We start from the raw sequence: 19370 nt of genomic DNA, 5'->3' as shown, positions 1-19370 counted from the left end.
TATGGGACTTTTTTTCTACACAAAAAAGGCTCCATAAGATCCATAGGGGATTTACCCACTACAAATATTATAGAGCCCATAATATCTATAGGGGATTTACCCACTACAAATATTATAGAGCCTGAAAAGAATCCTGTTTAATGTTCAGGTTTCCTATTAAAAGAAGAATTGGAGTTTGCTTATGAAAGCGATTATAACTGTTGTTGGTAAAGATAAATCTGGAATTGTTGCAGGTGTTTCTGGTAAAATTGCAGAATTGGGTTTGAATATTGATGATATCTCTCAAACTGTTTTGGATGAATATTTCACGATGATGGCTGTCGTCTCTAGTGATAAAAAGCAAGATTTCACTTATCTTCGTAATGAATTTGAAGCTTTTGGGCAAACTTTGAATGTGAAAATTAATATTCAGAGTGCAGCGATTTTTGAAGCTATGTATAATATCTAGGAGGTTATTATGGATATTAGACAAGTTACTGAAACCATTGCCATGATTGAGGAGCAAAACTTCGATATCAGAACTATTACCATGGGGATTTCCCTTTTGGACTGTATCGATCCGGATATCAATCGTGCTGCGGAGAAAATTTATCAAAAGATTAGGACCAAGGCAGCTAATTTAGTGGCTGTTGGCGATGAAATTGCGGCTGAGTTGGGGATTCCAATCGTTAATAAGCGTGTATCGGTGACACCCATTTCTCTGATAGGGGCAGCGACAGATGCGACAGACTATGTGGTTCTGGCAAAAGCGCTTGATAAGGCTGCGAAAGAAATCGGTGTGGATTTTATTGGTGGTTTCTCTGCCTTGGTACAAAAGGGGTACCAAAAGGGAGATGAGATTCTCATCAATTCTATTCCTCGTGCTTTGGCTGAAACGGACAAGGTCTGCTCGTCAGTCAATATCGGCTCAACCAAGTCTGGTATCAATATGACGGCTGTGGCAGATATGGGACGAGTTATCAAGGAAACGGCTAATCTATCAGATATGGGAGCAGCCAAGTTGGTTGTATTCGCTAATGCTGTTGAGGACAATCCGTTTATGGCAGGTGCCTTCCACGGTGTTGGAGAAGCTGATGTTATCATCAATGTCGGGGTTTCTGGTCCTGGTGTGGTAAAGCGTGCCTTGGAAAAAGTTCGTGGTGAGAGCTTTGACGTAGTAGCCGAAACAGTCAAGAAGACTGCATTTAAAATCACTCGTATTGGTCAATTGGTTGGACAGATGGCCAGCGAGAGACTGGGTGTGGAGTTTGGTATTGTTGACTTGAGTTTGGCGCCAACTCCTGCGGTTGGAGACTCTGTAGCACGTGTCCTAGAAGAAATGGGACTAGAGACGGTTGGTACGCATGGAACGACGGCTGCCTTGGCTCTCTTGAACGACCAAGTTAAGAAGGGCGGAGTTATGGCTTGCAACCAAGTTGGTGGTTTGTCTGGTGCTTTTATCCCTGTTTCAGAGGATGAAGGAATGATTGCTGCAGTGCAAAATGGCTCTCTTAATCTGGAAAAACTAGAAGCTATGACTGCTATCTGTTCCGTTGGTTTGGATATGATTGCCATTCCAGAAGATACACCTGCTGAAACCATTGCGGCCATGATTGCAGATGAGGCTGCAATTGGTGTTATCAACATGAAAACTACGGCTGTTCGTATCATTCCCAAAGGAAAAGAAGGTGATATGATTGAGTTTGGAGGCCTATTAGGAACTGCACCTGTTATGAAAATCAATGGAGCTTCGTCTGTCGATTTCATCTCTCGTGGAGGACAAATTCCAGCACCAATTCATAGTTTTAAAAATTAAGAAAATAGGAGAAATTTTAAGTTCTATTTAAGGTTAGGTATGTATACTGTAATCATTAAATAAAGACCTCCTAATATTATTTGAAACAGATAACACTGATTTAGTTTGAATTTGATTTTCATCTAATATCTTTATTTAATAGAACTCCTAAACTTTTTCATAATAATCTCCTGCAAAAGTCGCCTGTATGGGTGGCTTTTGTTTTATCATCCATGATATAATAGAAACAAACGGAGGACGGAAAATGGTAAAAGTACGATTGTATTTGGTACGTCATGGCAAGACTATGTTTAACACGATTGGTCGCGCGCAAGGTTGGAGCGATACACCCTTAACAGCTGAAGGTGAGCGAGGGATTCAAGAATTAGGAATCGGTTTGAGAGAATCTGGTCTACAGTTTGAGCGCGCTTATTCGAGTGATTCTGGCCGCACCATTCAGACAATGGGAATCATCCTTGATGAACTTGGTTTGCAGGGGAAAATCCCTTATCGCATGGACAAGCGTATCAGAGAATGGTGTTTCGGTAGTTTTGACGGAGCTTATGATGGTGATCTTTTCATGGGCATTATTCCTCGTATCTTTAATGTGGACCATGTTCATCAATTGTCTTATGCTGAACTGGCTGAGGGCTTGGTAGAGGTCGATACAGCTGGTTGGGCTGAAGGTTGGGAAAAACTCAGTGGTCGAATCAAGGAAGGATTTGAAGCGATTGCCAAAGAAATGGAAGAACAAGGCGGTGGCAATGCCCTTGTCGTCAGCCACGGAATGACCATTGGAACCATTGTTTATCTGATTAATGGCATGCATCCGCATGGTCTAGATAATGGTAGCGTGACGATCCTTGAATATGAGGACGGCCAGTTTAGCGTAGAAGTTGTCGGCGACCGTAGTTACCGAGAACTAGGACGTGAGAAGATGCTAGAGAAAAATAATTGATAGAAGTTAGCTCCAAGTGTGGGCTAATTTTTTGTACTGCTAAATAAGCTGGATTTGCGATTCGGTCTTTCTTGGCATACAAGCCCAAAAGAACATTTCTCGTCTTTCAAATTCCCTCAAAAATGGTATAATAGTAACATCACAAAATTGGAGAGAGACCATGAGTTTTTACAATCATAAAGAAATTGAGCCTAAGTGGCAGGGCTACTGGGCAGAACATCATACATTTAAGACAGGAACAGATGCCTCAAAACCGAAGTTTTATGCTCTTGATATGTTCCCTTATCCATCTGGAGCGGGTCTGCACGTAGGACACCCAGAAGGTTATACTGCAACCGATATCCTCAGCCGTTACAAACGTGCGCAAGGCTACAATGTCCTTCACCCAATGGGATGGGATGCCTTTGGTTTGCCTGCAGAGCAATACGCTATGGATACGGGGAATGACCCAGCAGAATTTACAGCTGAGAACATTGCCAACTTCAAACGCCAAATCAATGCGCTTGGATTTTCTTACGACTGGGATCGTGAAGTCAATACGACAGATCCAAACTACTACAAGTGGACTCAATGGATTTTCACTAAGCTTTACGAAAAAGGATTGGCCTATGAAGCGGAAGTACCAGTAAACTGGGTTGAGGAATTGGGAACAGCCATCGCTAACGAAGAAGTTCTTCCTGACGGAACATCTGAGCGTGGAGGCTATCCAGTTGTCCGCAAACCAATGCGCCAATGGATGCTCAAAATCACGGCTTACGCAGAGCGCTTGCTCAATGACTTAGATGAACTTGATTGGCCAGAGTCTATCAAGGACATGCAACGCAACTGGATTGGGAAATCAACTGGTGCTAATGTAACTTTTAAAGTTAAGGGAACAGACAAGGAATTCACAGTCTTTACAACTCGTCCTGATACTCTTTTCGGTGCAACTTTCACTGTTTTGGCTCCTGAGCATGATTTGGTTGACGCTATCACAAGTCCAGAGCAAGCAGAGGCAGTAGCTGACTATAAACACCAAGCTAGCCTCAAGTCTGACTTGGCTCGTACGGACCTTGCCAAAGAAAAAACAGGGGTTTGGACTGGTGCTTATGCCGTCAACCCTGTCAATGGTAAGGAAATTCCAATCTGGATTGCCGACTATGTTCTTGCTAGTTACGGAACAGGTGCCGTTATGGCTGTGCCTGCCCACGATCAACGTGACTGGGAATTTGCCAAACAATTTGACCTTCCAATCGTAGAAGTACTTGAAGGTGGAAATGTAGCAGAAGCTGCCTACACAGAAGATGGCCTTCACGTTAATTCAGACTTCCTAGATGGACTCAACAAAGAAGACGCAATTGCTAAGATTGTGGCTTGGTTGGAAGAAAAAGGCTGTGGTCAAGAGAAGGTGACCTACCGTCTCCGCGACTGGCTCTTTAGCCGTCAACGTTACTGGGGTGAGCCAATTCCTATCATTCATTGGGAAGACGGAACTTCAACAGCTGTTCCTGAAAATGAATTGCCACTTGTCTTGCCAGTAACCAAGGATATCCGTCCTTCAGGTACTGGTGAAAGTCCACTAGCTAATTTGACAGATTGGCTTGAAGTGACTCGTGAAGATGGTGTCAAAGGTCGTCGCGAGACCAACACAATGCCACAATGGGCAGGTTCAAGCTGGTACTACCTCCGCTATATTGACCCGCACAATACTGAGAAATTGGCCGATGAGGAGCTCCTCAAACAATGGTTGCCAGTAGATATCTACGTGGGTGGTGCAGAGCATGCCGTTCTTCACTTGCTTTATGCTCGTTTCTGGCACAAATTCCTCTATGACCTCGGTGTTGTTCCAACTAAGGAACCATTCCAAAAACTCTTTAACCAAGGGATGATTTTGGGAACCAGCTACCGTGACCACCGTGGGGCTCTTGTGGCGACTGACAAGGTTGAAAAACGTGACGGTTCCTTCTTCCATGTAGAAACAGGTGAAGAGTTAGAGCAAGCGCCAGCTAAGATGTCTAAATCGCTCAAGAACGTGGTTAACCCTGACGATGTGGTGGAACAATACGGTGCCGATACCCTTCGTGTTTATGAAATGTTTATGGGACCACTTGATGCTTCGATTGCTTGGTCAGAAGAAGGTCTGGAAGGAAGCCGTAAGTTCCTTGACCGTGTTTACCGCTTGATTACAAGTAAAGAAATAGCTGCGGAAAACAATGGCGCTCTTGACAAAGTTTACAACGAAACTGTTAAAGCTGTCACAGAACAAATCGAATCCCTCAAATTCAACACAGCCATTGCCCAACTTATGGTCTTTGTCAATGCAGCTAACAAGGAAGACAAGCTTTATGCAGACTACGCCAAAGGCTTTATCCAATTGATTGCACCATTTGCGCCTCACTTGGCAGAAGAGCTCTGGCAAACAGTTGCAGCAACAGGTGAGTCAATCTCTTATGTGGCTTGGCCAACTTGGGACGAAAGCAAATTGGTTGAAGACGAAATCGAAATTGTCGTCCAAATCAAAGGTAAAGTCCGTGCCAAACTCATGGTCGCTAAAGACCTATCACGAGAAGAATTGCAAGAAATTGCTCTGGCTGACGAAAAAGTCAAAGCAGAAATTGACGGTAAGGAAATCGTGAAGGTGATTGCGGTACCGAATAAATTGGTTAATATTGTTGTGAAATAAGATAGGAATCCTTCAGAATAGAATCTGGAGGATTTTTTATTTGACAGGAAGTTTCTATTTTGTTAATATGATTAACAAAGAAAAGAGAGATTATGGATAAAAAAGACTTTATTACATTTAATAATCGTTTCAATAGGTTTATTTTAGCGTTTGAACAGTTAAAAAAAAATCAACATAAAAGTGGTGTTGACAAATCTATTACGTTGAATGAGGTACATTTGATTGTTGTGATTGGGAAAAATCAGCCCTTAAATCTAGTAAAATTATCTGAATTATTAGAAGTTTCAAGAAGTGCAATAACTCAAAGTGTTAGGAGATTGATTCAAAAAAATTTAGTTGTTTTTGATTTTGATCCGAATAATGGGAAAAATAAATATTTGAGATTATCTGAAAAAGGCATCGAAATTTTTAAAATCCATAAGGAGCAACAAGAATATATTGAAAAATCAATCTTTTCAGTTTTAAACAACTATAGCGAGGTGGAACTTAAAACCGTTGTGAAATTGATGGATGATATTGAAAAGGTGTGGGGAGAATTACCGTGGTAAAAGTCACGGTAAATTTCAAATATAATTGTTAAGCAAATTAACAAAAAGGAGAAGATATGACTGTAAACATAGAACTGATTTCACAAACAGATTTAGCGGATGAATCTTTTTATATTGCTATTAATGGTTTAGAACCAAGGGCAATGTATTGTGTAGAAATGTACCTGTCTGATTATTACTGTATAAATGCTCCCTTGCTTTTAGATCATGATGTTATATGGAAATCAACCGCAATTTTTTTATCTGATCAGGACGGTATGATTGATACCTCTCAGACAGCATCTATTTCGGGATCTTATAAAGGAGTTTCAGAAATGGGATTATTCTTTAATGCGAAACCGTTGAAGAATAGGAAAAGGAGATTACCTAGTTCTCTTGATAGAATTCCATTACGAGATTGTTTTGGTGTTGAAATTAAAATCAGGCTGGGGAAAGATATGGTCGCGGAGCAAAGTTTTGTAAGGCGTTATATGAATCTGGGAGTAAGATATCAAGATATCTATGACAAGCATTTTCAAGGTCGATTATTTTATGATGAAAAGTTAAGAAGGGCGCCAGCCGTGATTATTGTTAGCGGTAGTGAGGGAAGAATTGAAAAAGCTCAGAATATTGCCCAACTTTTATCTTCAAGAGGCTATATTTGTCTTGCGATAGCTTATTTTGGTTTAGAGGGATTACCCCAAAATTTAGAACGAATTCCAATAGAATGTCTGGAGGAGGCGAAAGATTTTCTATATCATCATCCTCAAGTTGATAATACAAAAATAGGAATATATGGTCGCTCTAAAGGAGCAGAGCTTGTTCTGGCTGGACAAAGTATTTTGGAAGATGTTCAATGTTTGGCACTCAATTCCCCCTCAAATGTAATATTTGAGGGAATAAAGGGAAAACTCAACTCTCATTCATCTTCTTGGACATATTTACAAAAGGAACTTCCTTATCAAAAATTTCAGTTAGGAGATTATTTGTTAAACAAGTTTTTTGGAAAACATATTCCTGAAGATAGAAGGGCTCAGATTGATGTGAGTAAAATTGTCTCTCCTTTATTATTACTAGGAAGTGATGTTGATGAAATATGGAATGCATCATCCGCGATAGATGATATTATTTCACACTATAAAGGGGAATCCATTTTGTTTAAAAAATACCATGAAACAGGGCATATGTTGACGGTTGCTTATCAACCGAATCATCGTTATCGAAAATATTGGCGCTTATTAATGAAAGAAAGTGTAGACTCTTGGTTTGCTACGATAAATTTTTTTGATACACATCTGAAGAATTTGTAGATAGTGCTGAACAGTACTATAATAGTCCTAACTAAGATAAAAACACAGTTCTGGTTGGTAGTCCAGTCTACAAAAGCAAACACTAAAACAAGAGAAATTTGAATACAAACAGTAAAAAATAGAGAGAAGCATAAGGGGCATTACCTCACTCGTTCCCATATTTGATTATTCCTCCATAAAGTGGATGGATGATTTTTATAAGAGGAGTTTGCATTATTGAATAGAAAACCAAGTGTTTCCTAAAATTTTCATTGAGATATGTTATACTATATTCAATAAGTGAAACAAGGAGAATACTATGCCAGTAAATGAATATGGTCAGATGATTGGTGAGTCAATGGAAGGTTATACACCAGGTGAATTGCCTGCTATTGATTTCTTAGAAGGGCGTTATGCTAGGATAGAGGCTCTCTCGGTAGAAAAGCATGCGGAGGATTTGCTAGCTGTTTATGGGTCTGATACGCCTCAGGAGATGTGGACCTACCTTTTTCAGGAGCCAGTAGCAGATATGGAGGAGCTGGTTACCCTTTTAAATCAGATGTTGGCTCGTAAGGACCGTTTTTACTATGCAATCATAGACAAGGCGACTGGTAAGGCTTTGGGAACTTTTTCCCTCATGCGAATTGATCAGAATAACCGAGCAATAGAAGTGGGAGCTGTCACTTTTTCTCCAAAACTCAGGGGGACACGGATAGGGACAGAAGCCCAGTATCTCTTGGCTTGCTATGTCTTTGAAGAGCTTAACTATCGTCGCTATGAGTGGAAATGCGATGCCCTAAATCTGCCATCCAGACGAGCAGCGGAACGTTTGGGATTTGTCTATGAAGGAACCTTCCGTCAGGCAGTCATTTATAAGGGGCGTACGAGGGATACGGATTGGTTGTCTATGATTGATAAGGACTGGCCTCAAGTCAAAGCTCGTTTGGAAGCATGGTTGCGTCCTGAAAATTTTGATAAAAATGGACAGCAGTACAAGAGCTTGAGGGAACTCTAAGAGGTGTTGACATGATAACCATTAGAAAGCAAGAAATTGTCAAGCTAGAGGATGTTTTGCATCTCTATCAGGCTGTCGGTTGGACAAATTATACCCATCAACCAGAGATGCTGGAGCAGGCCTTATCTCATTCATTAGTGATTTATGTGGCGCTTGATGGCGATGCTGTGGTGGGCTTGATTCGTTTGGTTGGAGATGGATTCTCATCAGTATTGGTTCAGGATTTAATCGTTTTACCTATCTATCAGCGTCAAGGGATTGGTAGTCTCTTGATGAAAGAGGCTTTAGAGTATTACAAAGATGCCTATCAAGTCCAGCTGGTGACAGAAGAGACAGAAAAAAACGTAAGATTTTATCGTTCTATAGGTTTTGAAGTCTTATCCACCTATGATTGTATAGGAATGACTTGGACGAATCGAGAAAAATAACAAAACTTGTTTTTTCTTAAGCAAAGTTTAAGGATGGTCTAGTATCATATAGTCATTAAATAAAGACCTCCTAACTTTATTTAATAAAATCCTAAACTTTTCTTTTTCATAATAATCTCCCTTAACTCCACCCAATCAGGTGGAGTTTTTTTGCTCTATTTCAGGCTTTTGGGGACTATTCTAAAAATAGTTTTCCGATAACTTTCTCTTAATCTTGACCGTTTTGTTGTACAGTGGTTAAAGCTTGAAAAGTCGAGAATATAAACATTTGACAAAATTTGTGAACTGTAGGATAATGGAGAGGAATTAAGGATTAGTTCTATATCATAGGCTAGAAAAGACTCCAAGCTAACTTCCACATTAAGCTTGGGGTCTTTTTTGACACTATTTGTCCTCGTTTAGCCATTTATCGACTAAGCGAAGGATGACACCGACCACAATTGGTCAGATGATAGTTTTGAGTACTAATTCCATCATGGGCTATCTCACCTCCTTTCGTAGGCGGTGTAGCAGTGCCGTAGAATATTATTCCACATAAGTGTTTAACTCGGGAGGCACCAATCCAGTGGCTTTTTTGTTTGTGGCTTGGTTTTTTGATATAATAGAGCCATGAGTAGAATTTTAGATAATGAGATAATGGGGGATGAGGAGTTAGTAGAACGCACGCTCCGTCCTCAGTACTTACGTGAATATATTGGGCAGGACAAGGTCAAGGACCAGCTCCAAATATTTATCGAAGCAGCAAAAATGCGGGATGAGGCGCTGGATCATGTGCTCTTATTTGGACCTCCAGGTTTGGGAAAAACGACCATAGCTTTTGTTATTGCCAACGAACTAGGTGTCAATCTCAAGCAGACTTCGGGTCCAGTCATTGAAAAAGCCGGAGATCTGGTAGCGATTTTGAATGACTTAGAGCCTGGGGATGTCCTCTTTATTGACGAGATTCATCGCTTGCCTATGTCGGTGGAAGAGGTGCTTTATAGTGCCATGGAGGACTTTTACATTGATATCATGATTGGTGCTGGTGAAGGCAGTCGCAGTGTTCATTTGGAGTTGCCACCTTTCACTTTGATTGGTGCGACGACTCGGGCTGGTATGCTTTCTAATCCTCTGAGAGCACGTTTTGGGATTACAGGTCATATGGAATACTATGCCCATGATGACTTGACGGAAATTGTTGAGCGGACGGCAGATATTTTTGAGATGGAAATCACTCATGAGGCAGCATCCGAGCTGGCCCTACGTAGTCGTGGGACCCCTCGTATTGCCAATCGTCTCCTCAAGCGCGTGCGCGATTTTGCCCAGATAATGGGGAATGGAGTTATCGATGATCTTATTACCGATAAGGCTTTGACTATGCTGGATGTTGACCATGAAGGTCTGGACTATGTGGACCAGAAAATCCTTCGCACCATGATTGAGATGTACGGTGGTGGTCCTGTCGGATTAGGAACTCTTTCTGTTAACATAGCAGAAGAGCGTGAGACAGTTGAAGACATGTATGAGCCCTACTTGATCCAAAAAGGTTTTATCATGCGGACACGGTCTGGACGGGTGGCGACTGCTAAGGCATATGAGCACTTAGGTTATGAACACAATGAAAAATGAGCAAGAAATCCTAAAAGCTTTCAGAGAAAATTCGGATGTGATGACCATTCTGACTATCATCCGAGACCTTGATTTAAAAGACTCGTGGTTGGCAGCAGGTTCTGTCAGAAATTTTATCTGGAATCTCTTGTCAGACAAATCCCCTTTTGACTGTGAAACAGATGTAGATGTAATTTTCTTTGATCCAGATATTTCTTACGAGGAAACCTTGTCCCTAGAGAAAAAACTGCGAGAGGACTTTCCTCAGTACCAGTGGGAGTTGAAAAATCAGGTCTATATGCACCAGCACAGTCCTCACACTTCTCCCTATACCAGTTCTCGTGATGCTATGAGTAAGTATCCAGAACGATGTACGGCTGTTGGACTGCGCTTGAATGAAGAATCCGATTTTGAACTCTATGCACCTTATGGTTTGGAGGATATTTTGAATTTTCAAGTTCGTCCAACTCCTCATTTCATAGAAAATGAAGACCGAATGAAGCTCTATCAAACACGATTATCTAAGAAAAATTGGCAGGAGAAATGGAAAAATTTGATTTTTAAAAATACTTAAGGAAACTTTAAGCTAGGGAGTGTATACTAAGTTCATAAGTTAAGAAGACCTTAACTTAAACTCCTAAAACTTTTTCATAATAATCTCCCTATAAAAATAGAGTCGCCCAATCAGGCGGCTTATTTTTTTGGAAAATGGGCTTGGTGCCTGAGAATAATATTCAATGAAAATCAAAGTGCAAACTAGGAAGCTAGCCGCAGGTTGCTCAAAACACTGTTTTGAGGTTGCAGATAGAGCTGACGTGGTTTGAAGAGATTTTCGAAGAGTATAAATAGCTTAGTGATAGAAGAAAATAGGGAAATATGGTATAATGAAACGATAGATTTTTGAATAGGAATAAGATCATGTTTGGATTTTTTAAGAAAGATAAGGATGTGGAAGTAGAGGTTCCGACACAGGTTCCTGCTCATATCGGCATCATCATGGATGGCAATGGCCGTTGGGCTAAAAAACGTATGCAACCGCGAGTTTTTGGACACAAGGCGGGCATGGAAGCATTGCAAACTGTGACCAAGGCAGCCAACAAACTAGGCGTTAAGGTTATTACAGTTTATGCTTTTTCTACGGAAAATTGGACCCGTCCAGATCAGGAAGTCAAGTTTATCATGAACTTGCCAGTAGAGTTTTATGATAATTATGTCCCGGAATTGCATGCGAATAATGTTAAGATTCAAATGATTGGGGAAACAGACCGCCTGCCTAAGCAAACCTTTGAAGCTCTAACTAAAGCTGAAGAATTGACTAAGAACAACACAGGATTAATTCTTAATTTTGCCCTCAACTATGGTGGACGTGCTGAGATTACACAGGCTCTTAAGTTGATTTCTCAGGATGTGTTAGATGCCAAAATCAACCCAGGTGACATCACAGAGGAATTGATTGGCAATTATCTCTTCACCCAGCATTTACCTAAGGACTTACGAGATCCGGACTTGATTATTCGGACTAGTGGAGAATTGCGCTTGAGCAATTTCCTTCCATGGCAGGGAGCCTACAGTGAGCTCTATTTTACGGATACCTTGTGGCCTGATTTTGACGAGGCGGCCTTGCAGGAAGCCATTCTTGCCTACAATCGTCGTCATCGCCGATTTGGAGGAGTTTAGGAGGAAATATGACACAGGATTTACAGAAAAGAACCTTGTTTGCAGGGATTGCCCTGGCTATTTTCCTACCAATTTTAATGATTGGTGGCCTCTTGCTTCAGATAGCAATTGGAATCATAGCCATGCTAGCCATGCATGAACTTTTGAAGATGAGAGGTCTAGAGACCATGACGATGGAGGGCCTCTTGACCCTCTTTGCAACCTTTGCTTTGACCATTCCCTTGGAGAATTACCTGACTTTTTTGCCAGTTGATGGGAATGTGGTTGCCTATAGTGTGTTGATTTCAATCATGTTAGGAACGACTGTTTTTAGCAAGTCATATACGATTGAGGACGCTGTTTTTCCTCTTGCTATGAGCTTCTACGTGGGCTTTGGTTTTAATGCTCTATTAGATGCTAGAATTGCAGGGTTAGATAAGGCACTATTAGCCTTGTGTATCGTCTGGGCGACAGACAGTGGTGCCTATCTTGTTGGGATGAACTATGGTAAACGAAAGTTAGCTCCGACAGTTTCTCCAAATAAAACCTTTGAGGGTGCCTTGGGTGGTATTTTAGGTGCGATTTTAGTAACTATTATCTTTATGATAGTTGACAGTACAGTTGCTCTTCCGTATGGAATTTACAAGATGTCAGTCTTTGCTATTTTCTTTAGCATTGCTGGACAATTTGGTGATTTATTAGAAAGTTCGATCAAGCGTCACTTTGGTGTCAAGGATTCTGGGAAATTTATTCCTGGACATGGTGGTGTTTTGGATCGTTTTGATAGTATGTTGCTTGTATTTCCAATTATGCACTTGTTTGGACTCTTTTAATCAAAAGACGGAGGAAATACTATGCTCGGAATTTTAACCTTTATTCTGGTTTTTGGGATTATTGTAGTGGTGCACGAGTTCGGACACTTCTACTTTGCCAAGAAATCAGGGATTCTAGTGCGTGAATTTGCCATTGGCATGGGACCCAAGATCTTTGCTCATATTGGCAAGGATGGAACTGCATATACCATTCGCATCTTGCCTCTGGGAGGCTACGTTCGCATGGCCGGTTGGGGTGATGATACAACTGAAATCAAGACAGGAACTCCTGTCAGTTTGACGCTTACTGATGATGGTAAGGTTAAACGCATCAATCTCTCAGGTAAAAAATTGGATCAAACAGCTCTTCCTATGCAGGTGACCCAATTTGACTTTGAAGACAAGCTCTTTATCAAAGGACTGGTTCTGGAAGAAGAAAAAACATTTGCAGTGGATCACGACGCAACGGTTGTGGAAGCAGATGGAACTGAGGTTCGGATTGCACCTTTAGATGTTCAATATCAAAATGCGACTATCTGGGGGAAACTCATTACTAACTTTGCAGGCCCCATGAACAACTTTATCTTAGGTGTCGTTGTTTTCTGGATTTTAATCTTCATGCAGGGTGGTGTCAGAGATGTCGATACCAACCAGTTCCATATTATGCCTCAAGGGGCTTTGGCTAAGGTAGGAGTACCAGAAACGGCACAAATTACCAAGATTGGCTCACATGAGGTTAGCAACTGGGAAAGTTTGATTCAGGCTGTGGAATCAGAAACCAAAGATAAGACGGCCCCGACCTTGGATGTGACTATTTCTGAAAAGGGGAGTGACAAACAAGTCACTGTTACTCCGGAAGAAAGTCAAGGCCGTTACCTTCTAGGTGTTCAACCGGGGATTAAGTCAGATTTTGTATCTATGTTTGTAGGTGGTTTTACAACTGCTGCTGACTCGGCCCTCCGAATTCTCTCAGAACTGAAAAATCTGATTTTCCAACCGGATTTGAACAAGCTAGGTGGACCTGTTGCCATCTTTAAGGCAAGTAGTGATGCTGCTAAAAATGGAATTGAGAATGTCTTGTACTTCTTGGCAGTGATTTCCATCAATATCGGGATTTTTAATCTTATTCCGATTCCAGCCCTGGATGGTGGTAAGATTGTGCTCAATATCCTGGAAGCCATTCGCCGCAAACCATTGAAACAAGAAATTGAAACCTATGTCACCTTGGCCGGAGTGGTCATCATGGTTGTCTTGATGATTGCTGTGACCTGGAATGACATCATGCGACTCTTTTTTAGATAATCGAGGAATATTATGAAACAAAGTAAAATGCCTATCCCAACGCTTCGCGAAATGCCAAGCGATGCTCAAGTTATCAGCCATGCTCTTATGTTGCGAGCTGGTTATGTTCGTCAAGTCTCAGCAGGTGTTTATTCTTACCTACCACTTGCTAATCGTGTGATTGAAAAAGCTAAAAATATCATGCGCCAAGAATTTGATAAGATTGGTGCCGTTGAGATGTTGGCTCCTGCCCTCCTCAGTGCAGAATTGTGGCGCGAATCAGGTCGTTACGAAACTTATGGTGAAGACCTTTACAAACTAAAAAATCGTGAAAAATCAGACTTTATCCTAGGTCCAACTCACGAAGAAACCTTTACAGCTATTGTCCGTGATTCTGTTAAGTCTTACAAGCAATTGCCACTCAACCTTTACCAAATCCAACCTAAGTATCGTGATGAAAAACGCCCACGTAATGGACTTCTTCGTACACGTGAGTTCATCATGAAGGATGCTTACAGCTTTCACGCTAACTATGATAGCTTGGACAGTGTTTATGATGAGTACAAGGCTGCTTATGAGCGTATTTTCACTCGTAGTGGTTTAGATTTCAAGGCAATTATTGGTGACGGTGGAGCTATGGGTGGTAAGGACAGCCAAGAATTTATGGCCATTACACCTGCTCGTACAGACCTTGACCGCTGGGTCGTCTTGGACAAGTCAGTTGCTTCATTTGATGAGATTCCTGCAGAAGTGCAAGAAGAAATCAAGGCAGAATTGCTTAAATGGATGGTTTCTGGTGAGGATACCATTGCTTACTCAAGTGAGTCTAGCTATGCGGCTAACTTGGAAATGGCAACAAACGAGTACAAACCAAGCAACCGTGTTGTCGCTGAAGAAGAAGTAACTCGTGTTGCAACGCCAGATGTTAAATCAATCGATGAAGTTGCAGCCTTCCTCAATGTTCCAGAAGAACAAACAATTAAAACCCTCTTCTACATGGCAGATGGTGAGCTTGTTGTAGCCCTTCTAGTTGGAAATGACCAACTCAATGAAGTTAAGTTGAAAAACCACTTGGGAGCAGATTTCTTTGACGTTGCAAGTGAAGAAGAAGTGGCAAATGTTGTTCAAGCAGGATTTGGTTCACTTGGCCCAGTTGCTTTGCCAGAGAATATTAAAATTATTGCAGATCGTAAAGTGCAAGATGTTCGCAATGCAGTTGTCGGTGCTAACGAAGATGGCTACCACTTGACTGGTGTGAACCCAGGTCGTGATTTTACTGCAGAATATGTGGATATCCGTGAAGTTCGTGAGGGTGAAATTTCTCCAGACGGACAAGGTGTCCTTAACTTTGCGCGTGGTATCGAAATTGGTCACATCTTCAAACTCGGTACTCGCTATTCGGCAAGCATGGGGGCAGATGTTTTGGATGAAAATGGTCGTGCTGTGCCAATTATCATGGGATGTTATGGTATTGGTGTCAGCCGTCTCCTTTCAGCAGTGATGGAGCAACACGCTCGCCTCTTTGTTAACAAAACGCCAAAAGGTGAATACCGTTATGCTTGGGGAATCAACTTCCCTAAAGAATTGGCACCATTTGATGTGCACTTGATTACTGTCAATGTCAAGGATGAAGAAGCGCAAGCCTTGACAGAAAAGCTTGAAGCAAGCTTGATGGGAGCTGGTTACGAAGTCTTGACAGATGACCGTAACGAACGTGTCGGAGTCAAATTCAGTGATAGCGACTTGATTGGATTGCCAATCCGTATCACTGTTGGGAAGAAAGCGGCCGATGGCATCGTAGAAGTTAAGATTAAAGCGACTGGTGATACTATCGAAGTTCATGCAGATAACGTGCTTGAAACGCTTGAAATTCTCAGCAAGAAATAAAAACTATAATCAGAAGAAAAACAAGGAAAAAATGTAACTAGTTTTTACCTTGTTTTTTCTGTATAATGGGAAAAATGAGTAGATAAAGAGGTAAATGTATGCTAAGATTTCCAAAGGATTTTGTCTGGGGATCCTCTACTTCTGGACCACAAACAGAAGGACGTGTAGCTGGTGACGGTAAGGGAGATAATCTCTGGGATTATTGGTACCAAGTGGAGCCAAATCGTTACTATAATGGGATTGGTCCAGATAAAACATCAACCTTTTATGAAAACTGGGAAAAGGATATTGAGCTACTGTTAGAGACTGGTCATACGGCCTTTCGGACTTCTATTCAGTGGTCACGGATTTTTCCACAAGGGCGTGGAAAAGTCAATGCTCAAGGTGTGGATTTCTATCGTAAGGTTTTTGAGGCTATTAAGGCTAAGGGGATTCGTCTTTTAGTCAATCTTTATCATTTTGATTTGCCTTTTGCCCTTCAAGAGGATGGTGATGGTTGGGAAAATAAGGCGACTGTTTCAGCCTATGAAGACTATGCTCGTTTTTGTTTTGAGATTTATGGAGATTTAGTGGATCAATGGATTACCTTTAACGAGCCAATCGTTCCAGTGGAATTTGGCTATTTTTACGATGCCCATTATCCACATAAGGTGGATGCAGAGGCAGCCGTTAAAGTAGCTTATCATACACAATTGGCTAGCAGTCGGGCGGTTAAGGCTTGTCATGAACTCTTGCCTAATTCCAAAATTGGGATTGTCCTCAACTTGACACCGGCTTATCCACGTAGCCAGCATCCTGCCGATGTCAAGGCTGCTCATATTGCGGACCTTTTTCAGGCCCAATCTTTCTTAGATCCGTCTGTTTTGGGGACTTATCCACAGGAGTTGGTAGAAATCTTGCATGAACACGGCCTCTTACCTGATACTACGGAGGAAGAGTTGGAATTCATTCGTAATAATACGGTGGACTTCCTCGGTGTCAACTACTATCAACCTTTGCGTGTTATGGCGCCTCGATTTGCTAAGAATCCAGAGAGTCCACTCTTACCAGAACATTTTTACGAGCCTTATGTGATGCCTGGACGTAAAATCAATCCTCACCGTGGCTGGGAGATTTATGAGCAAGGGATTTATGACATTGCCCAAAATATTAAGGAAAATTATGGCAATATTGAGTGGATGTTGACAGAGAATGGTATGGGTGTTGAGGGGGAAGAAAAATTCCGTCAAGATGGAATGATTCAAGATGATTATCGTATTGACTTTGTACAAGTTCATCTTCGTGAACTTCATCGTGCCATTGAAGATGGAGCCAATTGTAAGGGATACTTGATTTGGACCTTTATCGATTGTTGGTCATGGCTCAATAGCTATAAAAATCGCTATGGTTTGGTCGAATTAGACTTGGAAACGCAAGAACGTCGTCTGAAAAAATCAGGGCACTGGTTCAAGGAATTAAGCGACAATAATGGATTTTAAAAAGGACTCTGACTGATTATCCTAATTGGTCAGAGTTTTTTATTTTATGAAGTTGATTTGAACTATACCAATTTTTACTCTTGACAAGTTAAAGAAACAAGTATATACTGTTTTTGCTGATTCCGTAACAGAGGAATTAGACTATACCAATTTTAAGGAGAAAGCACAGCTTGCCTGTGTCGTATATACTATGTGTGGAATTGTTGGTGTTGTTGGAAACACAAATGCAACTGATATTTTGATTCAAGGGCTTGAAAAGCTCGAATACCGTGGCTATGATTCTGCGGGAATTTTTGTCCTAGGTGGTGCTGAGAACCATCTAGTCAAGGCTGTAGGCCGTATCGCAGAATTATCTGCTAAGACAGCTGGTGTTGAGGGAACGACTGGTATCGGACATACTCGTTGGGCAACTCATGGGAAACCAACTGAGGACAATGCTCACCCACACCGCTCTGAGACAGAACGTTTTGTCTTGGTTCACAATGGGGTGATTGAGAACTACCTTGAAATTAAGGAAGAATACCTTGCTGGGCACCACTTTAAGGGACAAACAGATACTGAAATCGCTGTTCACTTGATTGGAAAATTTGTGGAAGAAGATGGCTTGTCAGTTCTTGAAGCTTTCAAAAAAGCTCTTCACATCATCCGTGGTTCTTATGCCTTTGCCTTGGTAGATTCACAAGATCCTGAAGTTATCTACGTGGCTAAGAATAAATCACCACTTTTGATTGGTCTTGGACAAGGCTATAACATGGTCTGCTCAGACGCTATGGCTATGATTCGTGAAACCAACCAATACATGGAAATCCATGACCAAGAGTTGGTTATCGTTAAGGCTGATAGTGTGGAAGTTCAAGACTATGATGGCAATAGTCGTGAGCGTGCTAGCTATACTGCTGAACTTGACTTGTCAGATATCGGTAAGGGAACTTATCCTTACTACATGCTCAAGGAAATCGACGAGCAACCAACGGTCATGCGTAAACTCATCCAAGCCTACACAGATGAGGCTGGTCAAATTGTCGTAGATCCAGCTATTATCAAGGCTGTTCAAGACGCAGACCGTATTTACATCCTTGCAGCTGGAACATCTTACCACGCAGGATTTGCTTCGAAGAAGATGTTGGAAGAATTGACGGATACACCAGTTGAACTTGGAATCTCTTCTGAGTGGGGCTACGGTATGCCACTTCTCAGCAAGAAACCACTTTTCATCTTTATCAGCCAGTCTGGTGAAACAGCGGATAGTCGTCAGGTTTTGGTTAAGGCTAATGAAATGGGAATCCCAAGCTTGACAGTGACAAATGTCCCAGGTTCAACCCTTTCACGTGAAGCCAACCATACCATGCTCCTTCACGCAGGTCCTGAAATTGCCGTGGCATCAACCAAGGCCTATACAGCGCAAATTGCAGCCCTTGCCTTCCTTGCAAAAGCAGTCGGAGAAGCAAATGGAAATGCCAAAGCGAAAGACTTTGACCTGGTTCATGAGTTGTCAATCGTAGCTCAGTCTATCGAATCAATTCTTTCAGAGAAAGAAACCATCGAAGCCAAGGTTCGTGAGCTTCTTGAAACAACTCGTAATGCCTTTTACATCGGGCGTGGTCAAGATTACTATGTAGCCATGGAAGCAAGTCTCAAACTCAAAGAGATTTCTTACATTCAGTGTGAAGGCTTTGCAGCAGGAGAACTTAAGCACGGAACCATTGCCTTGATTGAAGAAGGAACGCCTGTCTTGGCCCTCTTGTCAGATCCAGTTCTTGCCAACCACACTCGCGGAAATATCCAAGAGGTGGCAGCCCGTGGTGCCAAAGTCCTCACTATTGCAGAAGAAAATGTTGCCAAAGATACAGACGACATCGTTCTTACGACCGTCCACCCTTACCTTTCACCAATTTCAATGGTCGTGCCAACGCAATTAGTCGCTTACTTCGCAACACTCCACCGTGGACTTGATGTGGACAAACCACGTAACCTTGCTAAGTCAGTAACGGTAGAATAAACTAAAAAAGTCTAGGT

At 41.6% G+C, this 19370-nt stretch carries 16 protein-coding genes and 1 pseudogene; 16 read left to right on the top strand and 1 reads right to left on the bottom strand.

The features are described 5' to 3' along the window. The first annotated feature begins 181 nt into the window (after positions 1-181). The 8 genes from QP439_RS05165 (at position 182) to QP439_RS05130 (ending at position 8653) form a co-directional block, all read left to right on the top strand. Complete coding sequence (locus tag QP439_RS05165) at positions 182-448, top strand: ACT domain-containing protein (protein WP_000644130.1); 267 nt, start codon at positions 182-184, stop codon at positions 446-448. Positions 449-457: 9 nt separating this feature from the next. After that, on the top strand, positions 458-1795 hold the full coding sequence (locus tag QP439_RS05160; RefSeq protein ID WP_203179875.1) for a PFL family protein: 1338 nt from the start codon (positions 458-460) through the stop codon (positions 1793-1795). A gap of 244 nt (positions 1796-2039) precedes the next feature. Further along, positions 2040-2732 (top strand): histidine phosphatase family protein, encoded by a 693-nt coding sequence (locus QP439_RS05155; protein WP_084930196.1) that lies wholly within the window; start codon positions 2040-2042, stop codon positions 2730-2732. A 160-nt stretch (positions 2733-2892) separates the two neighbouring features. After that, on the top strand, positions 2893-5394 hold the full coding sequence (leuS, locus tag QP439_RS05150) for a leucine--tRNA ligase (RefSeq protein WP_261446865.1): 2502 nt from the start codon (positions 2893-2895) through the stop codon (positions 5392-5394). A gap of 92 nt (positions 5395-5486) precedes the next feature. Next, the gene (locus QP439_RS05145; protein WP_261049874.1) at positions 5487-5942 is read left to right on the top strand and encodes a MarR family winged helix-turn-helix transcriptional regulator; all 456 of its coding nucleotides are present in this window, start codon (positions 5487-5489) and stop codon (positions 5940-5942) included. A 56-nt stretch (positions 5943-5998) separates the two neighbouring features. Beyond that, on the top strand, positions 5999-7231 hold the full coding sequence (locus QP439_RS05140; RefSeq protein WP_261446864.1) for an acyl-CoA thioesterase/BAAT N-terminal domain-containing protein: 1233 nt from the start codon (positions 5999-6001) through the stop codon (positions 7229-7231). 298 nt (positions 7232-7529) lie between these two features. Further along, complete coding sequence (locus tag QP439_RS05135; RefSeq protein ID WP_261446863.1) at positions 7530-8225, top strand: GNAT family N-acetyltransferase; 696 nt, start codon at positions 7530-7532, stop codon at positions 8223-8225. 11 nt (positions 8226-8236) lie between these two features. Continuing rightward, a complete protein-coding gene (locus QP439_RS05130) occupies positions 8237-8653 on the top strand; it encodes a GNAT family N-acetyltransferase (RefSeq protein WP_261021655.1) in 417 nt (138 codons plus the stop codon). 384 nt (positions 8654-9037) lie between these two features. Here QP439_RS05130 and QP439_RS09110 read toward each other — a convergent pair. Continuing rightward, positions 9038-9130, bottom strand: a pseudogene (locus QP439_RS09110) (type I toxin-antitoxin system Fst family toxin). Between the two features lie 132 nt (positions 9131-9262). Here QP439_RS09110 and ruvB point away from each other — a divergent pair. The 8 genes from ruvB to glmS all read left to right on the top strand — a co-directional run bounded on the left by ruvB (position 9263) and on the right by glmS (position 19353). Then, a complete protein-coding gene (ruvB, locus tag QP439_RS05120; protein ID WP_285388213.1) occupies positions 9263-10261 on the top strand; it encodes a Holliday junction branch migration DNA helicase RuvB in 999 nt (332 codons plus the stop codon). Then, positions 10242-10814, top strand: coding sequence for a nucleotidyltransferase family protein (locus QP439_RS05115; RefSeq protein ID WP_285388210.1), 573 nt, complete (start codon positions 10242-10244; stop codon positions 10812-10814). The genes ruvB and QP439_RS05115 overlap by 20 nt, the downstream gene beginning before the upstream one ends. Before the next feature lie 344 nt (positions 10815-11158). After that, a complete protein-coding gene (uppS, locus tag QP439_RS05110) occupies positions 11159-11917 on the top strand; it encodes an undecaprenyl pyrophosphate synthase (RefSeq protein WP_120719117.1) in 759 nt (252 codons plus the stop codon). 8 nt (positions 11918-11925) lie between these two features. Then, the gene (locus tag QP439_RS05105) at positions 11926-12729 is read left to right on the top strand and encodes a phosphatidate cytidylyltransferase (RefSeq protein WP_049524343.1); all 804 of its coding nucleotides are present in this window, start codon (positions 11926-11928) and stop codon (positions 12727-12729) included. A gap of 21 nt (positions 12730-12750) precedes the next feature. Next, on the top strand, positions 12751-14010 hold the full coding sequence (gene rseP / locus QP439_RS05100) for an RIP metalloprotease RseP (protein ID WP_084862787.1): 1260 nt from the start codon (positions 12751-12753) through the stop codon (positions 14008-14010). A 12-nt stretch (positions 14011-14022) separates the two neighbouring features. After that, a complete protein-coding gene (locus tag QP439_RS05095) occupies positions 14023-15876 on the top strand; it encodes a proline--tRNA ligase (RefSeq protein ID WP_084947822.1) in 1854 nt (617 codons plus the stop codon). 98 nt (positions 15877-15974) lie between these two features. Next, on the top strand, positions 15975-17354 hold the full coding sequence (gene bglA, locus QP439_RS05090; protein WP_285388202.1) for a 6-phospho-beta-glucosidase: 1380 nt from the start codon (positions 15975-15977) through the stop codon (positions 17352-17354). A 190-nt stretch (positions 17355-17544) separates the two neighbouring features. After that, positions 17545-19353, top strand: coding sequence for a glutamine--fructose-6-phosphate transaminase (isomerizing) (gene glmS / locus QP439_RS05085; protein WP_285388200.1), 1809 nt, complete (start codon positions 17545-17547; stop codon positions 19351-19353). Positions 19354-19370: the final 17 nt, after the last annotated feature.

The sequence above is a fragment of the Streptococcus sp. UMB1203 genome (assembly GCF_030217725.1).
In the GTDB taxonomy this organism is placed as follows: Bacteria; Bacillota; Bacilli; order Lactobacillales; family Streptococcaceae; genus Streptococcus.
The sequence above is the reverse complement of the archived record's forward strand: the minus strand, read 5'-3'. Positions and strand labels throughout refer to the sequence as shown.

Excerpts from the sequence above, each read along its gene's own strand:
- QP439_RS05140 (WP_261446864.1), top strand. The coding sequence starts at position 5,999 with ATGACTGTAAACATAGAACTGATTTCACAAACAGATTTAGCGGATGAA.
- QP439_RS05105 (WP_049524343.1), top strand. The coding sequence starts at position 11,926 with ATGACACAGGATTTACAGAAAAGAACCTTGTTTGCAGGGATTGCCCTG.
- ruvB (WP_285388213.1), top strand. The coding sequence starts at position 9,263 with ATGAGTAGAATTTTAGATAATGAGATAATGGGGGATGAGGAGTTAGTA.
- QP439_RS05135 (WP_261446863.1), top strand. The coding sequence starts at position 7,530 with ATGCCAGTAAATGAATATGGTCAGATGATTGGTGAGTCAATGGAAGGT.
- rseP (WP_084862787.1), top strand. The coding sequence starts at position 12,751 with ATGCTCGGAATTTTAACCTTTATTCTGGTTTTTGGGATTATTGTAGTG.
- uppS (WP_120719117.1), top strand. The coding sequence starts at position 11,159 with ATGTTTGGATTTTTTAAGAAAGATAAGGATGTGGAAGTAGAGGTTCCG.
- QP439_RS05095 (WP_084947822.1), top strand. The coding sequence starts at position 14,023 with ATGAAACAAAGTAAAATGCCTATCCCAACGCTTCGCGAAATGCCAAGC.
- QP439_RS05145 (WP_261049874.1), top strand. The coding sequence starts at position 5,487 with ATGGATAAAAAAGACTTTATTACATTTAATAATCGTTTCAATAGGTTT.
- QP439_RS05115 (WP_285388210.1), top strand. The coding sequence starts at position 10,242 with ATGAACACAATGAAAAATGAGCAAGAAATCCTAAAAGCTTTCAGAGAA.
- QP439_RS05130 (WP_261021655.1), top strand. The coding sequence starts at position 8,237 with ATGATAACCATTAGAAAGCAAGAAATTGTCAAGCTAGAGGATGTTTTG.
- leuS (WP_261446865.1), top strand. The coding sequence starts at position 2,893 with ATGAGTTTTTACAATCATAAAGAAATTGAGCCTAAGTGGCAGGGCTAC.
- QP439_RS05160 (WP_203179875.1), top strand. The coding sequence starts at position 458 with ATGGATATTAGACAAGTTACTGAAACCATTGCCATGATTGAGGAGCAA.
- QP439_RS05165 (WP_000644130.1), top strand. The coding sequence starts at position 182 with ATGAAAGCGATTATAACTGTTGTTGGTAAAGATAAATCTGGAATTGTT.
- QP439_RS05155 (WP_084930196.1), top strand. The coding sequence starts at position 2,040 with ATGGTAAAAGTACGATTGTATTTGGTACGTCATGGCAAGACTATGTTT.
- glmS (WP_285388200.1), top strand. The coding sequence starts at position 17,545 with ATGTGTGGAATTGTTGGTGTTGTTGGAAACACAAATGCAACTGATATT.
- bglA (WP_285388202.1), top strand. The coding sequence starts at position 15,975 with ATGCTAAGATTTCCAAAGGATTTTGTCTGGGGATCCTCTACTTCTGGA.